Raw genomic sequence first — 19,161 nt, 5'->3', positions numbered from 1 at the left:
TCCACCTTGCGCCGAGGACGTCGGGGCAACCAGATCCCTCCCGTGAGGAGGACCACCGGTCCTGGTACCGAAGCCACCACGGTCGGCGGGAATAGACGCCGGTCCCGGGTCAGTCGGCCTCGGCGGCGGGCGCGGCAGCGGCGGCGGGCTCCGTCGTGCAGGGTAGCCGCAGGGTGAAGACCGAGCCGGCGCCGGGTTCGCTGGTCACCGTGACGGTACCGCCGTGGGCGGCGACGAGCTGGCGGACGATGGGCAGGCCCAGGCCGCTGCCTCCGGTGCGCCGGCTGCGGGACTTCTCGGCCCGCCAGAACCGGTCGAAGACGCTGGGGAGGTCCTCGGGCGCGATGCCGGTGCCGGTGTCGGCGACTTCGAGGACGACCTGACCGTCGTGGCCGCGCGCGGCCAGGACGATGCTGCCGCCGGCGGGGGTGTGGCGCACCGCGTTGGACACCAGGTTGCCGAGCGCCTGCCGCATCCGCACCGGGTCCGCGTCGAACCACGGCGTGCCGTCCACCGTCGTGAGCAGGCTGATGCCCGCCGTCTCCGCGCCGACGCGGTGGGCCGCGGCGACCTGTTCGAGGAGTTCGTCGGCGCGGATCTCCTCACGGTGCAGTCCGAGGGCGCCCGCGTCGGCGGCGGCGAGGTCCTGGAGGTCGTCGATGACGCGCTGGAGGACCACCGCCTCCTCGTGCAGGGAGGCGAGCAGCTCCGGGTCGGGGTCGACGATGCCGTCGCGGGTCACCTCCAGCCAACCGCGGATGTTGGTGAGCGGGGTGCGCAGTTCATGCGCGATGTCGCTGACCATCGCCTTGCGCTGGGCCTCCATGCGTTCGCGGCGCTCGGTCAGCTCGTTGAACGCCACGGCCAGGATGCCGGTCTCGTCCTGCGTGGTGACGGGCACCCGCACATGCTGCTCCGGCGGCTGCTGGGCGGCCTGCGTCAGTGCGCGCAGGGGGCGTACGAGTCTGCTGGCGACGAGCGCGGTCACGGCCACGGTGAGCGCGAGGACGAGTCCCGCGACGCCCACCACCTTGGCCTTGTTGGCCGTGGACATGTCGAAGCGCGGGACGGCGCTGTCCCCCGTACCCAGGAACAGTTCGGCGGCCGGGGCGACATAGGGTGCGAGCTGCTCGCGGCGTGCGCTGTCGAGGCACGCGTTCGTCGTCGCGGTCACCGCGTCGCGCTGATCGCTGCGGGTCTTGCCCGCCAGGAACCCGGGCCGCAGGGTTGTGGACGTGAGGTCGACGGTGACGGCCTTGGTCGTGGCCTGAGGCACGTCATGACGGTTCAGACAGGCTTGCGCACCCTTCGTCAGAGCGGCCAGTGCCTTCTCCTCCGTCGGGGTGGGGCTGTAGAGCTTCCCGTCCGCGCACTCCGTCGGCGCATAGCCGGACGCGGACTCCTCGCGTCCGTCCGCGGTGGTGAGGACGGAACGGCCGCTGGGCGTACGCGCGATGGTGGTGTCGATCCCGTACCGCGCGAAGCACGCCCGGCGCACGACGGCGAGCTTGGCCACGCGGAGCCGCTCGGTGGCTGTCAGCCGGTAGGGACCCACGGCACGGGGATCGATGCCGCTGAGCTGTGCTCCGGGTTCCGTGAAGGTGTCGGTGCGCAGGGGGTCGACCGTCGCGGCGGCACGAGGTGGCAGGGCGGTCCTGGTCCTGCCGGCCGCCGAGTCCGCGATCGCGGTTCGGTCCGAGGTCGTCAGGGCGATCCGCCGGCCGGTCCTGTCCGACAGCGCCCGTACGGTCTTCTCGACGCCCGACCAGTCGGGGTGGGTGGCCGCGTAACCGCTGAGCTGCCGGAGGATGTCCATGTCGTCGGCGAGCACCTGGCCCTGTTCCTCCTGGAGGGCCCTGGTGGTGGTCTGCACGGCGAGCCACGCCGTCGCCGCCACGGAACAGACGGCGATGAGCACGGAGGTGATCAGCATGCGCACCAGGAGGCTCTTGCGCAGCGGTATGCCGCGGCTCACGCCCGGTCACCCTTGAGCTTGTATCCCACGCCGAAGACCGTGCGCAGGCGGACCGGTCTGCGCGGGTCCGCCTCGATCTTCCTGCGCAGGTTCATGATGTGCACGTCGATGGCCCGCTCGGTCGAGGCCCGGTCGATGCCCCGGGTGCGGTGCAGCAACTGCTGCCGGGAAAACACCCGCTCGGGCTCGGCGGCCATCGCCAGCAGGATCTCGTACTCGGCCGGCGTGCACTCCACGGGCGAGCCGTCGCAGACCACCTCGTGCCGCACCGGATCCACCGCGATTCCGGCGGCCCGTACGACCGGATCGGCACGCCGTTCCATGGCGGCGCGTCCGCTGCGCCGCAGCACGGTGCGGACGCGGGCCATCAGCTCGCGCGGACTGTACGGCTTGGTCATGTAGTCGTCCGCGCCGAGCTCCAGGCCGAGCAGGACGTCGTCCTCCGTGGAGCGGGCGGTCAGCATGAGGACGGGAATGTCGTCGCTCTGCCGCAGCACCCGGCACACCCCGAAGCCGTCGACCACCGGGAGCATCAGGTCCAGGACGACGAGGTCCGGCCGGCGGCGCCGAGCCTCGTCGAGCGCCGCCCCGCCGTCGTGGACCACGGTGGCCGTGTGTCCTTCCCGCAGCAGTGAGCGACGTATCAGCTCCGCCTGCTTCTCGTCGTCCTCCGCGACCAGCACATATGCGCACACGCGGCCGATGCTAGGCGCAGAACACCGGCGACAGTACGGGCGAGAGGGGCTTGCCACACCCTGACACCTTCCTCACATCCGCCTGCGATGCTCGCGCGCGGGCCCGATGGGCGCCCTGCCGTCGTGCCCGTGAGGGTGGTTCAGCGTCTGAGCGAGGCGGCGTCGCCCATCACCACGACGGGTTCCCGGCCGGGATCCAGGGCGCGCAGCAGCTCCCTCATGTGGTCCTTCCGGAGGCTGACGCAGCCGTGCGTGGGGCCCCCGTGGTCGACGTGCAGCCAGATGCCGCCGCCCCGGGCCGCGCCCAGGGGGCGGGTCCAGTCCAGCGGGCTGGTGCCGGGCTCACGGTTGTAGTCGATGGCGATGACGTAGTCGAAGGAGCCGGTCAGGGGCTCGCCCTCGAAGCCCGTGCCCGGCGCGCTGAAGGCGCCCGAGCGGTCGTACGGGAGCCGGGTACCGGGGTCGGGCATCAGCCCGCCGGCATCCGTGAGGGTGTAGACGCCGACGGGCGAACGGAGGTCACCGGCGCGGTGACGGTCGGTCCAGCCCTTCAGGGCGTTGTGCGCGGGCCACCGCGCACCTGCCCGCCAACCCGCCTCCGTACGCTCGTACAACACCACCGTGGATATCGGGGAGTTCCTGCCGCGGCCGGTCACCACGACGGCCTGGCGGGTCTTCGCCGGGACGACGGCCCAGGTCTTGGGCCCGAGTCCGGGCAGTTGCTGCGGAGCCACCTCCAGGGAACCGGTGGGGGCGGGGTGTGTCACGGTCTCCTGCGTCAAGGGGCCACCGGCTCCCTGGCCCATCGTCTGCGCCGCGCCGCCGCCGCAGCCGACCAGCAGGAACGAAGCGGTCAACACCGCGACGGGAACACGCTGTACGGGATTGATCATGCGTCGACCCTGGCCGACACATGTGAGGAACTCGTCAGGTCAGGCGACCGGTGTGCGTCCGGCCCGGGCGCGCACCCAGCCGAGCAGGGCGACCGAGCCCACCGCCGCGAACGCACACCACGTCGAGACGAACTCCAGCTCCCACAGCGCCCAGCAGATCACCGCGCCCACGGCGACCAGGACACCGAGCAGCACCAGGCCCCGATCGCCGGAGAGCAGCAGCGCGCCCACGGTGGCCAGGAGATAGCCCGCGATGAGCAGGTCGGCGTGGGACAGGTCGACGACATAGCCCATGGTGTGGCCGCGGATCTCGGCCGTGACGGGACGGGCGGCGAGAGCGTACGCGAGGGCCGCGGCGGTCGCGAGGCCGGACACGAGCGGCAGCGCCAACCGGCCCCGGGCGGGCCGCGGCGCCGCGCACACCACCCCCACCGGCACCCACACCGCCAGCAGGGGCAGGGCTATCACGGCCCAGGCGACGGTGGCCGGCCCGCTGCCTCCGTCGGAGTCCCACACCACGGACTCGACGATCTGATGGGCTCCCAGCAGCAACGGCAGCGCGGCCAGCGGGAGATACCGGAGATCCCGCTTCCCGCGCACCTGGGCCACGGAGGCCACGCCGACAGCGGCGATCCCGGCACCGGCTGCCAGATCGGCCGTCGCACTCCAACACATCGCGTCACCATGGGTCCGCCGTCACAAGCTCCCGCCTTACGCGCACAACGCTACGACGCGCGCGATCCCTGCCCGTCGCTGACACGAAGGCCCGGACGCCCGGTTCCTCACAGATCGCATCCGCCGTGCGGCGGGTCGCCCCGGCCGTCGGCTGGCATGCTGCCCCCATGTCGACACCCATGCACCCGAGTCCCTCCACCACCGGTCGAAGCCCCGGCACGCCGGTCAACGGCCTGCGCGTACAGGCGCGTCGGCTGAGTCAGCGGGTGCGCGGGGCGGGGCGCGTGCTGCACGACGTGTCGTTCGACGTCGATCCCGGTCGGCTCACGGTGATCGCCGGAAGCAGTGGGGCGGGCAAGACGATTCTGTTGCAGACACTGGCGGGACTGCGCGCGCCGGCCGAGGGCGCGGTGCTGCACGCCGGGGTCCGACCCGGGCCGCCCGGACCGGAGTTCGGGTTCGTGCCGCAGGAGGACATCATCCACCGTGAGCTTCCGCTGCGCCGGACGCTGGTGTACGCGGCCGGTCTGCGGCTGCCCCCGGGGACGCCGGCCGAGACGGTCACCGCGAACGTGGACCGGGTCCTGGACACCCTTGGTCTGTCGCACCGGGCGGGGACGCCCGTGCGCGCGCTGAGCGGCGGAGAGCGCAAACGGGCCTCCATCGCCGTCGAGTTGCTGACCCGGCCGCGGGTGCTCTTCCTCGACGAGCCGACCTCCGGCCTGGACCCGGTCACCGGGGCGGCGCTGCTGCGGACGCTGCGCGCGCTGGCCGAGGACGGCACCACCGTCGTGCTCACCACGCACGTGCTCGCCGATCTGCTCCGCTGCGATCAGGTCGTGTTCCTCTCCCCCGGCGGCGAGATCGCGTTCGCCGGTGAACCGGACGCGCTGTGCGGTGCGTTCGGGGTCGGCACGGTCGAGGAGGTGTACGCGGCGGTGGCCGACGGCGTAAGGGCCGAACGCGCCGCTCCCGAAGAGGTCCACCCGCCTGAGTCCACGTCGCCGTCCCCTCGGGCGGCGCGTGTGGGTGCCGTACGCCAGTGGGGGCTGCTGACCCGCCGCGGTACGGCTCTGCTCCTGCACAACCGGCTCTCGGTCGCCGTCCTGGCGGGGTCGCCGGTGATGATCGTGGCGATGTTCGCGGTGCTGTTCCGCTCCGGTGCGTTCGATCCGGCGGCGCCGGACCCGGGATCCAGCGCGATGATCATGTTCTGGATCGCGTTCGGCGCGTTCTTCTTCGGGCTGACGTACGGGCTGCTCCAGATCTGTACCGAACTGCCCGTGCTGCGCCGCGAATGGCTGGCCGGGCTGCGGATCGGCCCCTACATCGCCTCGAAGCTCACCACCACGCTTCCGGTGCTCGCGCTGGCGGACGCGCTGCTGCTCGTCGTGCTGCGGGCACTGGACCGGCTGCCCTCGGCGGGGTGGGGCACCTATGGGTCGTTGTTCATATCGAGCGTGCTGGCCTCGGCAGCCGCCCTGGCCCTGGGGCTGCTCGCGTCGGCGGCGGTGTCGGAGCCGGGGCAGGTGACACTCATGCTGCCGCTGCTCTGCTTTCCCCAGGTGTTGTTCTCGGGGGCTTTCGTGCCGGTGCCCCGGATGACGGGTGCCGGGGAGGGCATCAGCTGGGCGATGACCAATCGCTGGGCCTTCGAGGCGCTCGGCAGCGGGGTCGGCCTGGAGTCCCTGTGGCGCGCGGGCGGCTCACCGTTGGGACCGCCGCTGCTCGCGTCGTACGGAGACTCGTTCGGGCATCCGGCGGCCCGCGGCTGGCTGATCCTCGCGGGCTTCGCACTCCTGTTCATGGCGGTGACGTGGACGGTCCTGGTGCGCAAGTGCCGGCAGGGGGCGGCACGGGAGAGGGACGGACGCTGAAGGATCCGGGGCGGGACGGGCGCTGAAGGATCCCGGGCGGGACGGACGCTGAAGGATCCCGGCCGAGACGGACGGGCACTGGAGGCTCGCCCGGCGGCCGGGGGTGGCGCCAAAGCCTCCCCAGCGCCCGGGACAGGGACGAGGGCCCCAGCGGCCGGGACGGACACGGACGACTCCAGCGGCCGGGACGGACACGGACGCTCCCAGCGGCCGGGACGGACACAGATTGCCCCGGTGCCTCGGGCCCTCCGGCGGTCCCGGTCGACCAAGAATCCTCGCTCCAGGTACCCCGACCGCCAAGGCCTCCGGCAAGGGGACACCGTTGGGGTCCTCTCTCAGCACCCCGCCCGGGCCGCCAGTCCCGTCGTCCCCGGCACCCGGTCCCGGTAGGTCTCGGCGACGAAGGTCAGGAATGTCTCCACGTCCCTGGGCTGCGACGGCAGGCCCACCGAGACGCGTACGGCGCCCGCCGAGGGCAGCTGGAGCAGCTCCAAGTACTCCTCCAGGGAGCCGAGTTGCTTGCGCGCGGCCGATCGCAGCCGGCGCAGGGGCAGCGCGAACGCCGCCTCTCCGGCGCCCGGGTTGCAGAAGCAGCCGGTACGCAGGGAGATGCCGCGCGCGGCGCTGTCGCGGGTGACGATCCGTTCGTCGACGATCCGGCCGTCCGCTCCGAGCAGGTTCAGCGCGACCGTGCCGCCGCGGGCCGCACCGCCGCCGCCCTCGGGGCCGTAGACCCGGACCATGGGGGAACCGTCGCTGTGGCGCAACGTCCTGAGTCCCGCGAGCAGTTGGCCGGTCAGCGCGGTGACATGGGCGTGCACACGGTCCATGCCGATGCGGTCGATCCACTCCAGCCCGGCGGTCACGTCCGGGATGGACAGGAAGTTGACCGTGCCGTCCTCGAAGGCCGCCTCGTCCTGCGCGAAGACGTGCCACTGCGCCTGGGCGCTCACCGCGTAGATCGTGCCGCCCGAGAACCAGGGGCGGCGCAGCTTGGCGAGGGCCTCCCGGCGGGCGATCAGACTGCCGATGCCGGTCGGGTGGCCGAAGACCTTGTACCAGCTGACCACGGTGAAGTCCGGGTGGAACCGGGCCAGGTCCAGCGTGTTGGCCGGCACGAAGGCGGCCGCGTCGAGCAGTACGTCGTAGCCGTGCTCCTGGGCCCTGGCGATCCACTCCAGGGGGTGCTGGACCCCGGTGAAGTTGCTCTGCGCCGGGTACGCCAGCAGGCCGCGCGAGCGACCGCCGCCGACGCCCCCGGGCCCGCCCGGGCCTCGGCCTCCCCGACGCCCCCGCAGCAGCCCGCCCAGTCCCCCGAGCCCGCCCAGTCCCCTGAATCCGCCCGGACCACCCGCCGGGCCCTGTCCGCCGCCCCGCCCGCGCAGCGGCCCGAATCCCTTGTCGCGTGCCGACAGCGCCGCCCGCAGTCGCTCTTCCTCGATCTGCAGGCCCGGCCCGCTCACCGGCACGTACGCCGTCGCGGCTCCCCTGGCCCGTGCGTACTCGCGCAGACCGTTCACCGAGTTGTGGTTGTCCAGCGACATCACCAGCCTGCTGCCACGCGTGAACGGGTAGGCCTCGCCGACCAGGCGTAAGGCGCCCGTCGCGTTGGGGGTGAAGATCACGGCGTACTCGGCGGGATCGGCGTTGAAGTGCCGCAGGACGGCTTGGCGGGCCTCGGTGAGCAGGCGTCCCGACGCCCGGGAGGCCGGGCTCTCGGAGTGCGGGTTGCCGAACAGCCCGCCGGTGATCCGCTCCGCGCTGCCCGTGACCAGCGAGCGCGGAGGGAGTCCGGCACCCGTGTGGTCGAGATAGGTGTGCCGGCCCTCGTCGAGGTAACCGAACTCCCGTGTCCGCAGTTCGGCGAAGCCGCCCGCCCCGTCTCCACCGGAGGCGTCGCCTATGTGGTCGGTGGTCTGTGTGCGTCCCATCGTTCCCCTCCGCCCGACCGGCCCCCTCGCACGCGCGAGCGACCGGCTGCCGTCCGGCCCTCATCATCCGCCCCCGCGCCCCACGCGCGGGGGCATCCGCACCATCTCCGAAGCTTCGACGAGGCCTGGCGTCAGGGGGACCCGCCCCTGTGCCGGCGCGCCGATCAGTGATTGGGTGGGCCAGGCCACGCCCGTCCAACGAACCGCAGGAGAGCCTCACAGCCATGAGCAGCCCCTACACGTACGAGTACAAGGTCGTCACCTTCCGGGAGTCGCTGATCGGCGACGCGCTGGACAGCGACAAGCTGGAGAAGGTCCTGAACAAGCACGCCGAGGACGGATGGCAGCTCAAGGCGATCACCTCCGCCGACGTCAAGGGCCGCATAGGTCCCGGGGCCGTCGAGGGCCTGCTCCTGACGCTGGAGCGGCCGCGCCGCTAGAGCCTGTGTGGTGCGCGGGACGCCGATGCGGGGGATGCTGGAGCTGATGGGACAGCGGATCCGCAGGTGCTACTGACGCCGTCGGAGGCCTCCCGGCACGGGAGGTCTCCGAGGGCTGGTCCGAAGGCCTCGCACGACGGGGCTGACGCAGGGCGCCTGCCCAGGGCCTGGCACCCGACCGCGACCGCTGCCGGCGAGTGATGTCAGGACGGTACGGCGATGAAGAGCGACGGAAAACTCCATGAGGTCGTCACCACTCACTCGGTGTTCGGTGCGCCCTGCTGGGTCAGTCTGGCCACACGCGATCTGCGCGCCGCCGAGACCTTCTACCACGCCGTACTGGGCTGGAAGTTCGACTCGGGCAGCAAGATGGGCGAGCAGTACCGGATCGCGCGTGTCGACGGAGTTCCCGTCGCGGGGGTCTCCGAGGCGGGCTTCGTCGCGAAGACGGCCGTCGCCTGGACCCCCTACTTCGCCGTGTCCAGCGCGGACGAGACTGTCGCCAGAAGCCAGGAACGCGGCGGCACGACCGCGGTCGGGCCGATCTCGCTGCCGCCGGGACGCGCGGCGCTGCTGGCCGACCGGGACGGCGCGGTCTTCGGCATCTGGGAGGGCGAGCTGGTGGCCGGCTGGGAGACGTGGCGGCGCGCCGCGCCCGCCTTCATACGGCTGCACACCCGTGACGCCTTCGACGCCGCCATCTTCTACGGGGAGGTCCTCGGCTGGGCGTCCTCGGAGGCCGGCTGCTGCGAGGTCCGCTACGAGGAGAACGAGGTCGTGCTGCGCAGCCAGGGGGAGATCGTGGCCCGGATCCACTCGGGCGCGGTGGAGGCGGCGCCCGATCCCACCATCAGGCCGCACTGGCAGATCCACTTCGCGGTCACCGACGTGGAGGCCTGCGCCCGTGCCGCGCGGGCCAACGGCGGGACCGCCCATCAGCAGGGGGTCGGCTCGACGGAGGCGGTCCTCAGCGACCCCGACGGAGCGCACTTCACCGTGACGTCCAAGGACGCCCGATGAGCCTGGCCCCGCAAGCCCCACAAGCCCCGGCTGCCGGCTGATGACTCAAGCCCCGGCCGCCGCCGTACGGCTCACCGCCGGATGACTCAAGGCCCGGCCACCAGCGCCTCACCCAGCGCCGTGCGCCCCAGCGGACGTACGGGCCCTGCCGGCTCTCGGGCGCTGGGGACGCTGACGTGGCCTGTGCGCACGCGGCGGGACGCAGTCGGGGGGCCCACGACGCGACGGAATCCGCGGATCGGGCTCCAATAGAGGGTGACGGGACACAACCGGTACGACAGGTGCCGCCCACCCTTGCGGTCCCGCGGCGGCGCGATGGAGGTCCGCGATGCCCACTGCTCTCCGGCTGCTGCCCGCCCTCTCCCCCGACCATCGCGAACGGCTGATGAGTGTGGCCCGCGAGGTGTCGTTCCCCGCGGACGGAAGGATCTTCGAGGCAGGGGGTGTCGCGGACCGTTTCTGGGTGGTCCGCTCCGGGACGGTCTCGCTGTTCCAGCAGGTCATCGCGAACAGACGCATCTCGGTCGCGACGCTGGGACCCGGTGATCTGCTCGGCTGGTCGTGGTTGTTCTCGCCCCACACCTGGGATTTCGGCGCCGAGGCCTTCAGCCCCGTACGCGCCTACGAGTTCGACGCCGGCCAGGTGCGGCGCCTGTGCGACGCGGACCCGACGCTGGAGCTGTCCCTGACCCGGACGATCGGCGCCATCCTGGCCCACCGGCTGGAGACGACGCGCGCGGCACTGATCGAGCACTACGCGCGCCACGGCGGTGCGGGCTGACACCGGGTCCGCGGGCAGGCGTCCGGACATGCGGCGCACCCGAAACGGGCTGGGAGCACGCACCCGCCGGGCTGGGATAGGAATCTCGTATGGACGACACCCTGGATTCCTTCGAGCTTCTCCCCGGCGCGGTCCACTCGCCGGTGATCCTGCACGTACCGCACTCCTCGCGGCGGATTCCGGCGCCGCTGCGCGACGGCATTCTGCTCGACGACGACGCGCTGGAGCGCGAGTTGGACCACATCACGGACGCGCACACCGCGAAGCTGGCCGAATCCGTGGCGGAGGCGGCCGCACACACACCGTGGCGGTTCGTGAACCGGATGTCCCGGCTGGTGGTCGACCCCGAGCGCTTTCCCGACGAACGGGAGGAGATGCTGGCCGTGGGGATGGGCGCCGTCTACACCCGGACCACGCACCGCGCGCCGCTCCGCCGCGCCGACACCGATCCCCGCCCGCTCATCGACCGGTACTTCCACCCGTACGCACGGGCGATGACGCAGGCGGTGGCGGACCGGCTGGCCGCCACCGGGCGAGCCGTGATCATCGACGTCCACTCGTACCCGACGGCACGGCTGCCGTACGAACTGCACGGCGACGGGCCGCGGCCGCCGGTCTGTGTGGGCACCGACCCGTTTCACACGCCGCCCGAACTGGTCGCCCTCGCGGAGAAGGCGTTCGCCGGCCTGGGGGGTGTGGGGATCGACAGCCCGTTCTCCGGCGCGTATGTCCCGTTGCGGTTCTACGAGCGGGAGCCGCAGGTCACGGCTCTGATGGTGGAGATCCGGCGGGACACGTACATGACCGAGCCGGGCGGCCCGGCGGGTCCGGGGCTGGCGCGGATCGCCGCGGAGCTGACGACCCTCGTCGACGCCGTGGGCGGGTAGTCGCGGCGCCGGGACACCCCTAGGGTCAGGGTGAGCAATCGCTTAGTCAGGGCAGGGGCTTCAGGGAGGGCACGGGATCATGCCGGTCGTCGACGCGTGGATGCAGCACCCCACACTGCGCCACTCCAACCACGAGATGTTCGAGTCGCTGCGCCGCTGGACGGGCATGGAGCCGCTGAAGGAACCTGCCGGTCGAGGTCACGGTCGCCGCGCTGGCGGCGGCCGACGTGGAGACCGGCCTGTCGTCGGCCTGGTACGGGCCTCAGGGATCCCTCATCGGCAACGACGAGGTCGCCGAGTTCGTCGACCGGTCCGACGGGCGGCTGCGCGGCGTCGCGGGCGTCGATCTGACGAAACCCGTCGCGGCCGTACGGGAGCTGCGGCGGGCCGTCGAGGAGCTGGGCTTCGTGGCCCTGCGGCTGGTGCCCTGGCTGTGGCAGCTGCCGCCCACCGACCGGCTCTACTATCCGCTGTACGCCGCCTGCGTCGAACTCGGCGTCCCCTTCTGCACACAGGTCGGGCACACCGGACCGCTGCGCCCCTCCGAGACCGGCCGGCCCATCCCGTACATCGACCAGGTCGCTCTCGACTTCCCCGAACTGACCATCGTCTGCGGGCACATCGGCTACCCATGGACCACCGAGATGATCGCGGTGGCCGACAAGCACGCGAACGTCTTCATCGACACCAGCGCGTACACCGCCCGCCGCTATCCGCCCGAGCTGGTGGAGTATCTGCGCGGCCGGGGGCGGCGCAAGGTCCTCTTCGGCACCAACTACCCGATGATCACGCCGACTCGGGCGCTGGAACACCTCGCCGACCTGCGCCTCGACGAGGAGACCACCGAGCTGTTCCTGTCGGGCAACGCCCGCCGCGTCTTCCGCCTCGCGGATCATTCGTAGATGCTGGAGCGCGTCACACGCTCGACTTCGTCACACGCTCGACTTCGAGAGGAGAGCAGCCCGTCCATGGCTTTGCAGATCAGCGCCACCAATCCCGAGCATCCCGCGCTCCTGCTCGAACTGCCCTGGCAGCTGCCCCTGGAGGAATGGCCCGAGCACCATCTGGTGCCGCTGCCGCGCGGCATCTCCCGGCACGTGGTGCGCTACGCGCGCGCCGGCGCCGAGGTGGTCGCCGTCAAGGAGCTCGCCGAGCGGCCCGCGGTGCGCGAGTACGAACTGCTGCGCAGCCTGGACCGGCTCGGCATCCCGGCGGTCGATCCGCTCGCCGTGGTGACCGGGCGCGCCGACGCCGCGGGGGCGCCGCTCGAGCCCGTGCTGATCACCCGGCACCTGGGCGGTTCCATGCCGTACCGGTCGATGTTCGAGACGACGATGCGGCCGGCCACCATGCACCGCCTGATGGACGCGCTCGCGGTGCTGCTGGTGCGGCTGCATCTGGCGGGGTTCGCGTGGGGCGACTGCTCGCTGTCCAACACACTGTTCCGGCGTGACGCCGGGGCGTACGCGGCCTATCTGGTGGACGCCGAGACCGGCGAGCTGCACCCCCGGCTCAGCGACGGGCAGCGGGAGTACGACCTCGATCTCGCCCGGGTCAACATCAGCGGCGAGCTGCTGGACCTGGAGGCGGCCGGAGCCCTGCACCCCTCGGTGGACCCGATCGAGTTCGGCCAGGAGATCTGCGCGCGCTACCGGGGCCTGTGGGAGGAGCTGACCCGCACGTCCGTGTACCCGGCGGGCAAGCACCACTACATCGACCGCCGCATACGCCGCCTCAACGACCTCGGTTTCGATGTGGCCGAGATGCAGATAGCGCACTCCTCGAACGGGGACACCGTCACCTTCGTGCCCAAGGTCGTCGACGCGGGCCACCATCAGCGCCAGCTGCTGCGGCTGACCGGGCTGGACACCGAGGAGAACCAGGCGCGCCGGCTGCTGAACGACCTGGAGAGCTGGATGGCCACCCAGGACGACTACGCCCCGGGCGACCCTTCCTCAGGCTCCCGGCTTCGCTCGGGGCACCCCTCCGCCCGCCCCGAAGTCCTCGCCCACCGCTGGGTGCGGGACGTCTTCCGGCCGACCGTCCGGGCCGTGCCACCAGACCTGCGCGGCTCCATGGATCCGGCCGAGCTCTACCACGAGCTGCTCGAACACCGCTGGTTCCTGTCCGAGCGCGCCCAGCACGACATCGGCCTGGACACGGCCGTCGAGGACTACGTGACGCACGTCCTTCCCCGGGTCCGCGACGCGCTGCCGCCACGGGCCGACGCCCCCGCGCCGCCCGCGTGAGTCCTCGGTTTCCGAGCAAAGGTGACCGATCGTACATACGATTGAGGCGGTACCGGCCGGGTGGCCCGCAGCGGCGGGCCCGCGGCCGGGACGACACTGACCCGCTCGGGGTGGGAGACGCATGGCACAGGCCGCCAGTCCGGCGCGGACCGTCATTCTGACCGTCGATGACGATCCCGGGGTGTCGCGCGCCGTCGCCCGCGACCTGAGGCGCCGCTACGGCGCCTCGCACCGTATCGTGCGCGCCGAGTCCGGGGATGCCGCGCTGGACGCGCTGCGCGAGCTCAAGCTGCGCGGCGACCAGGTGGCGGTGATCCTCGCCGACTACCGGATGCCCCAGATGAACGGCATCGAGTTCCTGGAGCAGGCGCTCGACGTGTATCCGGGCGCGCGCCGGGTGCTGCTGACCGCGTACGCGGACACGAACGCGGCGATCGACGCCATCAATGTCATCGATCTCGATCACTACCTGCTCAAACCGTGGGATCCGCCGGAGGAGAAGCTCTATCCGGTCGTCGACGATCTGCTGGAGGCGTGGCGGGTCAGCGACTACCGGCCGGTGCCGACCTGCAAGGTGGTCGGGCACCGCTGGTCGGCGCGTTCCTCGGACGTACGGGAGTTCCTGGCCCGCAACCAGGTGCCCTACCGCTGGTACTCGTCCGAGAGCCCGGAGGGGCAGCGGCTGCTGGCCGCCGCCGGGCAGGACGGGGAGCGGCTGCCGCTCGTGATCACACCGGACGGTACGCCGCTGGTCGAGCCCGAGGATCCGGAGCTGGCGGCGCGGGTGGGGCTGGCCACGACGCCGACGGAGGAGTTCTACGACCTCGTCGTCATCGGCGGCGGTCCTGCGGGGCTCGGGGCCGCCGTGTACGGCGCGTCCGAGGGGCTGCGGACCGTCCTCGTCGAACGGTCGGCGACCGGCGGACAGGCGGGCCAGAGCTCACGGATCGAGAACTATCTCGGCTTCCCCGACGGCGTGTCCGGGGCGCAGCTCACCGACCGGGCGCGGCGGCAGGCGGCGAAGTTCGGGGCGGAGATCCTCACCGCCCGCGAGGTGACCGGGCTCGACGTCACCGGGGCCTCGCGCACCATCCGCTTCTCCGACGGTTCCGCGGTCGCCGCGCACGCCGTGATCCTGGCGACCGGGGTGTCGTACCGGCAGCTCGACGCTCCCGGTCTGGCGGATCTGACCGGGTGCGGGATCTTCTACGGTTCGGCGCTGACCGAGGCGACCGCCTGCCAGGGCCACGACGTGTACATCGTGGGCGGGGCGAACTCGGCCGGGCAGGCCGCCATGTTCCTGTCCCGTGGAGCCAAGTCCGTCACCATCCTCGTCCGCGGCTCCTCGCTCTCCGCGTCGATGTCGCACTACCTGGTCCAGCAGATCGGCGAAGCGCCCAACATCAGCGTGCGCACCGGCACGGTCGTCGAGTCCGCGCACGGGACTGGCCATCTGGAGCAGCTCACGCTGCGCGATGTGGCGAACGGGCACACCGAACTCGTCGACGCGCAGTGGATGTTCGTGTTCATCGGCGCGGCCCCGCTCACCGGCTGGCTGGAGGGGACCGTGCTCAGGGACGCGCGCGGATTCATCATGACCGGTCCGGACATGACGCCCGACGGGCAGCCGCCCACGGGCTGGGAGCTGGACCGGCCGCCGTACCACCTGGAGACCAATATTCCCGGCGTGTTCGTCGCCGGGGACGCGCGCGCCGAGTCCGCGAAGCGGGTGGCGTCCGCGGTCGGAGAGGGAGCCATGGCCGTCATGCTCGTCCACCGTTATCTGGAACAGTCATGAGCGGGCAGCCTGTGCCGTGCAGCCCGGCGGAGCTCAGCACCCTGTTCCTGTTCGAGAAGCTGGACGCCGACCAGCTCGACCGCCTCTGCCGCGAGGGCCGGGTGGAGGTGTTCGAGCCCGGTCCCGTCTACACCGAGGGCGATCCGGCCACCTGCTTCTTCGTGCTCCTCGAAGGCACGATCGTGATGTCGCGCAGGGTCGGCGGCGACGACGTGGAGATCAGCCGCAGCTCCCAGCGCGGGGTGTACGCGGGGGCCATGCAGGCCTATCTGGCCGGTGCGGACCAGGCCCGCTACAAGGGTTCCGCACGGGTCACCGAGCCCTCGCGGTTCTTCGTCCTGCCCGCCGAGACGTTCTCCGCGATCCTGCGGGACTGGTTCCCGATGGCCGTCCATCTGCTGGAGGGGATGTTCTTCGGCAGCCAGAACACCCAGCGGGCCATCGGGCAGCGCGAACGGCTGCTGGCGCTCGGCTCCTTGTCGGCCGGTCTGACGCACGAACTCAACAATCCGGCCGCGGCGGCCGTACGGGCCACCTCCGCACTGCGCGAGCGGGTCGCCAAGATGCGCCAGAAGCTCGGCGCGATCGCCGCGGGCCCCTACAAGCGCCACACTCTGGAGATCCTGGTCGAGATCCAGGAGCGAACCGCCGAGAAGGTCGCCAAGGCCACGCCGCTGACCCCGCTGGAGGCCTCCGACCGGGAGGACGCGCTCGCCGACTGGCTCGACGACCACGACGTCGCGGGCGGCTGGCAGCTCGCTCCGACGTTCGTGCAGGCGGGGCTCGACACGGACTGGCTGGACCAGGTCGCGGCGGCCGTGGACGAGGAGACGCTGCAAGGCGCGGTCCACTGGCTGAACTACACCGTGGAGACCGAGCTCCTCATGAACGAGATCGAGGACTCCACGACCCGTATCTCGCACCTCGTGGGCGCGGCCAAGCAGTACTCGCAGCTCGACCGGGCGCCCTACCAGGTCGCCGACGTGCACGAACTGCTCGACAGCACGCTGCTGATGCTCTCCGGGAAGATGGGCCCCGGCGTCAAGGTCGTCAAAGAGTACGACCGGACGCTGCCGAAGATCCCCTCCTATCCGAGCGAGTTGAACCAGGTGTGGACGAACCTGATCGACAACGCCGTCTCGGCGATGGGCGGCGAGGGGACGCTGACCGTGCGCACCGCGCTCGACCACGACAATCTGCTCATCGAGTTCCGCGACACCGGTCCGGGGGTGCCGGTGGAGATCCGCGACCGCATCTTCGACCCGTTCTTCACCACCAAGCCGGTGGGCGAGGGCACCGGGCTCGGCCTGGACATCTCGTGGCGGATCGTCGCCAACAAGCACCACGGAAGCATCCATGTGGAGTCCGTGCCCGGCGACACCCGTTTCCAGGTACGTCTTCCGCTCACCGTCACGGACACCTCCGAGGAGCCGTCATGACCACGCCCAGCGGAATCGACCCCAGCGTTCCACCGAGCGGTACCGGCTGCACCGACTGCGACGCCGTCGGCGGCTGGTGGTTCCATCTGCGCCGCTGCGCCCAGTGCGGTCATATCGGCTGTTGCGACGACTCGCCCGCCAAGCACGCCACCGCCCACGCGCAGAGCACCGGGCACCCCGTCATCCGCAGCTTCGAACCGGGCGAGCGCTGGTTCTGGAACTACGACACGTCCGAGCTGTACGAGTCCGGACCGGCCCTCGCTCCCCCGGAGAGCCACCCGGCCGACCAGCCGACGCCCGGACCGGCCGGGCGGGTTCCGGCGAACTGGGCCGAGACGCTGCGCTGAACGGAGTTCCGGCACGGCGGGCGACCGGGTCCTCAACTGGCCTCCGGGTACTGTGAGTTGCGTACAGCCGCGTTCGCGCGGAGGAAAGGGGGGCGCTGTCGTGATCGGTGTCGCGGATATTCGGGCCGTGGCCGAGCGGATCGCCGGGCATGTCGTACGAACGCCCACGGTGACGAGTCCGGGACTCTCCTCGCTGCTGAACGCGCCGGTCACCGTGAAGCTCGAACTGCTGCAGCGCACCGGGTCGTTCAAGGCACGCGGCGCGACGGCGAGGCTGCTCGCGCTGAGCGAGGCCGAGCGTGCGGCGGGGGTCGTCGCGGTGAGCGGCGGCAACCACGGCATCGCGCTCGCGGTGATGGCCGCCGCCCTCGACGTGAAGGCGACCGTGGTGATGCCCCGGTCGGCGTCGGCACGTGCCGCCGAGATCGTGGAGTCGGCCGGTGCCTCGCTGCGGCTGACCGACGGCATGGACGAGGCGTTCGCGCTCATGACGCGGTTGCGGGCCGAGGGGCTGACGCCGGTCCACCCGTTCGACGATCCGCTCGTGATCGCCGGACAGGGCACCGTCGGCCTGGAATTCGCCGAGGACGCCGGCGAGTTCACCGATGTGCTGGTCAGCGTCGGCGGCGGGGGCCTGATCTCCGGCGTCGCCGCGGCGCTCCGGGAGTTGCGGCCCGGAGTGCGGATCTGGGGCGTGGAGACGGAGGGCGCGCAGGCCATGTCGGAGGCGCTGGCGGCGGGCGGTCCGGTGCCGGTCGCGTTGTCCTCGATCGTGACCACGCTCAGCGCGCCGGCCGTGTCCCCACTGACGTACGACCATGTCCGCGCCCTGGTGGACGAGGTCCTCGTGGTCCCCGACCGCGAGGCGGTGCGGGGCACGCTCGAACTCGCCGACCACGCGAAGGTGTGGGCCGAGCCGGCCGCGGGCTGTCTGCTGCCGGCGGCCAGGCGCGTGCTGGAGCGGGTGGGCGACGGGGCCCGGCTCGGGCTGGTGCTCTGCGGAGGCAACGCGACCACCGGAGACGTGATGTCCTGGGCGGACCGCTTCGATCTGCGCTGAGCCCTTCGGCGCCTCGACCTTCGCTGAGCCCTTCAGCGCCCCGACCTGCGCCGCTCCCTTCGGCGCACCGCCCTGCACGGACGGGGTCCTGAGCGCGGCGACCGTGCGCGGACGGCGAGCCGATGCGGACCCGAGCGCACCGAGCGTCCGCAGCCGCCGAGCCGATGCGGCCCGGAGCGCACGGAGGGCGGACGCCGAGCCTCAGCGCACCGTACTGCCGTACATCTCGCCGAGCGGTTCGGCGAGCAGTTCGACGCGGGCGCCGTCGGGGTCGCGGAAGTAGAGCGACGTACCGCTCTCCTCCGTGTACGCGATTCCGGCGGCGTCGAGTCGCTCACGCAGCCGCCGCCAGGTGCTCAGGTCGACCGAGATGGCCAGGTGGTGCAGTCCGCCGAGCACCTCCGCGTAGGGGCCGAGGTCGAGTCCCGGGAAGTCGAAGAAGGCGAGCAGGTTTCCGTTGCCGAGGTCGAAGAAGAAGTGGGTCGAGCCCTTGTAGTCGCGGTTCTCGATCACCTCCGTGAGGGGGAACCCCAGGACGTCCTGGTAGAACCGCACCGTTCGCTCCACGTCCGAGGAGAGCAGCGCGACATGGTGCACACCTCGGGCGGAACTGGCCGGCCTGTCCTGCATCAGATGGGCGTCCCGAATCCGCTGACGCTCGGCGTCGATCGCTGCAAGGTCCACCGGATCCATCAGAAGCTCCTCACGCGGGGAGTAGCCATGCACTTGATACTGTATTCAACCACTCCGTGACCACTCCGGGCAGCCCTGCGGGGCTCGTCCGGATGCGGGCCGCGGCGCACGGGACGATGCTGGATATATGTCCGGACGAGCTCCTTTGGTCGTGCATCCGCCGCTGGACACCGGCGGTCGCGAAGTGACCGCCCGGGGTGAAGACCTCGGCGTGGCCTTCTCCGACGAGCAGCTGATGGAGTTCCTGGGCCGGGTCGGCCTGCCCGACGCGGAGGATCTCCTCGACGATCCGGCGTGGGTGAAGTGGCGTGGGGGTCACGCGCACTACTACGGGGCGGCTTAGTACCGCACTGCTACGGGGCCGCTCAGTGCTGCACTGCTAAGGGGGCCGCCCAGTACTG

At 71.7% G+C, this 19,161-nt stretch carries 18 protein-coding genes; 12 read left to right on the top strand and 6 right to left on the bottom strand.

What is annotated here, in order from left to right; genetic code table 11:
* Window positions 1-109: 109 nt before the first annotated feature.
* From ACFVXA_RS07745 to ACFVXA_RS07730, 4 genes are all read right to left on the bottom strand, one after another.
* Entirely contained in the window at window positions 110-1,975 is a 1,866-nt protein-coding gene (locus ACFVXA_RS07745) for a sensor histidine kinase (protein WP_390024204.1), read from the bottom strand.
* Window positions 1,972-2,670 carry a response regulator transcription factor gene (locus ACFVXA_RS07740; RefSeq protein ID WP_384395707.1) on the bottom strand — a complete coding sequence of 233 codons (699 nt, stop codon included), beginning with the start codon at window positions 2,668-2,670 and terminating at the stop codon, window positions 1,972-1,974. Before ACFVXA_RS07740 ends, ACFVXA_RS07745 begins: the two co-directional genes overlap by 4 nt.
* A 140-nt stretch (window positions 2,671-2,810) precedes the next feature.
* Window positions 2,811-3,563 (bottom strand): L,D-transpeptidase family protein, encoded by a 753-nt coding sequence (locus ACFVXA_RS07735; RefSeq protein WP_390024201.1) that lies wholly within the window; start codon window positions 3,561-3,563, stop codon window positions 2,811-2,813.
* Between the two features lie 39 nt (window positions 3,564-3,602).
* Window positions 3,603-4,238 carry a DUF6629 family protein gene (locus ACFVXA_RS07730; RefSeq protein ID WP_383742544.1) on the bottom strand — a complete coding sequence of 212 codons (636 nt, stop codon included), beginning with the start codon at window positions 4,236-4,238 and terminating at the stop codon, window positions 3,603-3,605.
* Window positions 4,239-4,405: 167 nt separating this feature from the next.
* Between ACFVXA_RS07730 and ACFVXA_RS07725 the strand changes: the two genes are divergently transcribed.
* Window positions 4,406-6,115: an ATP-binding cassette domain-containing protein gene (locus ACFVXA_RS07725; RefSeq protein WP_390024199.1), complete on the top strand. Its 1,710-nt coding sequence runs from the start codon at window positions 4,406-4,408 to the stop codon at window positions 6,113-6,115.
* A gap of 335 nt (window positions 6,116-6,450) precedes the next feature.
* On the opposite strand, the gene ACFVXA_RS07720 is transcribed toward ACFVXA_RS07725, so the two are convergent.
* Window positions 6,451-8,046, bottom strand: a complete 1,596-nt coding sequence (locus ACFVXA_RS07720; RefSeq protein ID WP_384395716.1) for an aminotransferase class V-fold PLP-dependent enzyme — start codon at window positions 8,044-8,046, stop codon at window positions 6,451-6,453.
* A gap of 224 nt (window positions 8,047-8,270) precedes the next feature.
* Here ACFVXA_RS07720 and ACFVXA_RS07715 point away from each other — a divergent pair, with 224 nt between their 5' ends.
* The 10 genes from ACFVXA_RS07715 (at window position 8,271) to ACFVXA_RS07670 (ending at window position 18,067) form a co-directional block, all read left to right on the top strand.
* Window positions 8,271-8,486 (top strand): DUF4177 domain-containing protein, encoded by a 216-nt coding sequence (locus ACFVXA_RS07715; protein WP_362021348.1) that lies wholly within the window; start codon window positions 8,271-8,273, stop codon window positions 8,484-8,486.
* Window positions 8,487-8,705: 219 nt separating this feature from the next.
* A complete protein-coding gene (locus ACFVXA_RS07710) occupies window positions 8,706-9,506 on the top strand; it encodes a VOC family protein (protein WP_383910428.1) in 801 nt (266 codons plus the stop codon).
* Between the two features lie 328 nt (window positions 9,507-9,834).
* Window positions 9,835-10,287, top strand: a complete 453-nt coding sequence (locus ACFVXA_RS07705; RefSeq protein ID WP_383744344.1) for a Crp/Fnr family transcriptional regulator — start codon at window positions 9,835-9,837, stop codon at window positions 10,285-10,287.
* An 89-nt stretch (window positions 10,288-10,376) separates the two neighbouring features.
* Window positions 10,377-11,174 carry an N-formylglutamate amidohydrolase gene (locus tag ACFVXA_RS07700; RefSeq protein ID WP_362021357.1) on the top strand — a complete coding sequence of 266 codons (798 nt, stop codon included), beginning with the start codon at window positions 10,377-10,379 and terminating at the stop codon, window positions 11,172-11,174.
* Between the two features lie 227 nt (window positions 11,175-11,401).
* A complete protein-coding gene (locus ACFVXA_RS07695; protein ID WP_390024197.1) occupies window positions 11,402-12,076 on the top strand; it encodes an amidohydrolase family protein in 675 nt (224 codons plus the stop codon).
* Between the two features lie 66 nt (window positions 12,077-12,142).
* The gene (locus ACFVXA_RS07690; RefSeq protein ID WP_390024195.1) at window positions 12,143-13,423 is read left to right on the top strand and encodes a DUF4032 domain-containing protein; all 1,281 of its coding nucleotides are present in this window, start codon (window positions 12,143-12,145) and stop codon (window positions 13,421-13,423) included.
* A 121-nt stretch (window positions 13,424-13,544) separates the two neighbouring features.
* Complete coding sequence (locus ACFVXA_RS07685) at window positions 13,545-15,221, top strand: FAD-dependent oxidoreductase (protein WP_390024193.1); 1,677 nt, start codon at window positions 13,545-13,547, stop codon at window positions 15,219-15,221.
* Window positions 15,218-16,660, top strand: coding sequence for an ATP-binding protein (locus tag ACFVXA_RS07680; RefSeq protein WP_383744356.1), 1,443 nt, complete (start codon window positions 15,218-15,220; stop codon window positions 16,658-16,660). Before ACFVXA_RS07685 ends, ACFVXA_RS07680 begins: the two co-directional genes overlap by 4 nt.
* Window positions 16,657-17,007 (top strand): UBP-type zinc finger domain-containing protein, encoded by a 351-nt coding sequence (locus tag ACFVXA_RS07675; RefSeq protein ID WP_362021371.1) that lies wholly within the window; start codon window positions 16,657-16,659, stop codon window positions 17,005-17,007. The genes ACFVXA_RS07680 and ACFVXA_RS07675 overlap by 4 nt, the downstream gene beginning before the upstream one ends.
* Window positions 17,008-17,107: 100 nt before the next feature.
* Window positions 17,108-18,067: a threonine/serine dehydratase gene (locus ACFVXA_RS07670; protein WP_362021374.1), complete on the top strand. Its 960-nt coding sequence runs from the start codon at window positions 17,108-17,110 to the stop codon at window positions 18,065-18,067.
* A gap of 201 nt (window positions 18,068-18,268) precedes the next feature.
* On the opposite strand, the gene ACFVXA_RS07665 is transcribed toward ACFVXA_RS07670, so the two are convergent.
* The gene (locus ACFVXA_RS07665; protein WP_390024191.1) at window positions 18,269-18,760 is read right to left on the bottom strand and encodes a VOC family protein; all 492 of its coding nucleotides are present in this window, start codon (window positions 18,758-18,760) and stop codon (window positions 18,269-18,271) included.
* A 127-nt stretch (window positions 18,761-18,887) separates the two neighbouring features.
* Between ACFVXA_RS07665 and ACFVXA_RS07660 the strand changes: the two genes are divergently transcribed.
* Complete coding sequence (locus ACFVXA_RS07660; RefSeq protein WP_362021380.1) at window positions 18,888-19,103, top strand: hypothetical protein; 216 nt, start codon at window positions 18,888-18,890, stop codon at window positions 19,101-19,103.
* Window positions 19,104-19,161: the final 58 nt, after the last annotated feature.

The sequence above is a fragment of the Streptomyces sp. NPDC058246 genome (genome assembly GCF_042881985.1).
GTDB lineage: Bacteria > Actinomycetota > Actinomycetes > Streptomycetales > Streptomycetaceae > Streptomyces.
This window is presented reverse-complemented; position numbering and strand designations above follow the sequence as displayed.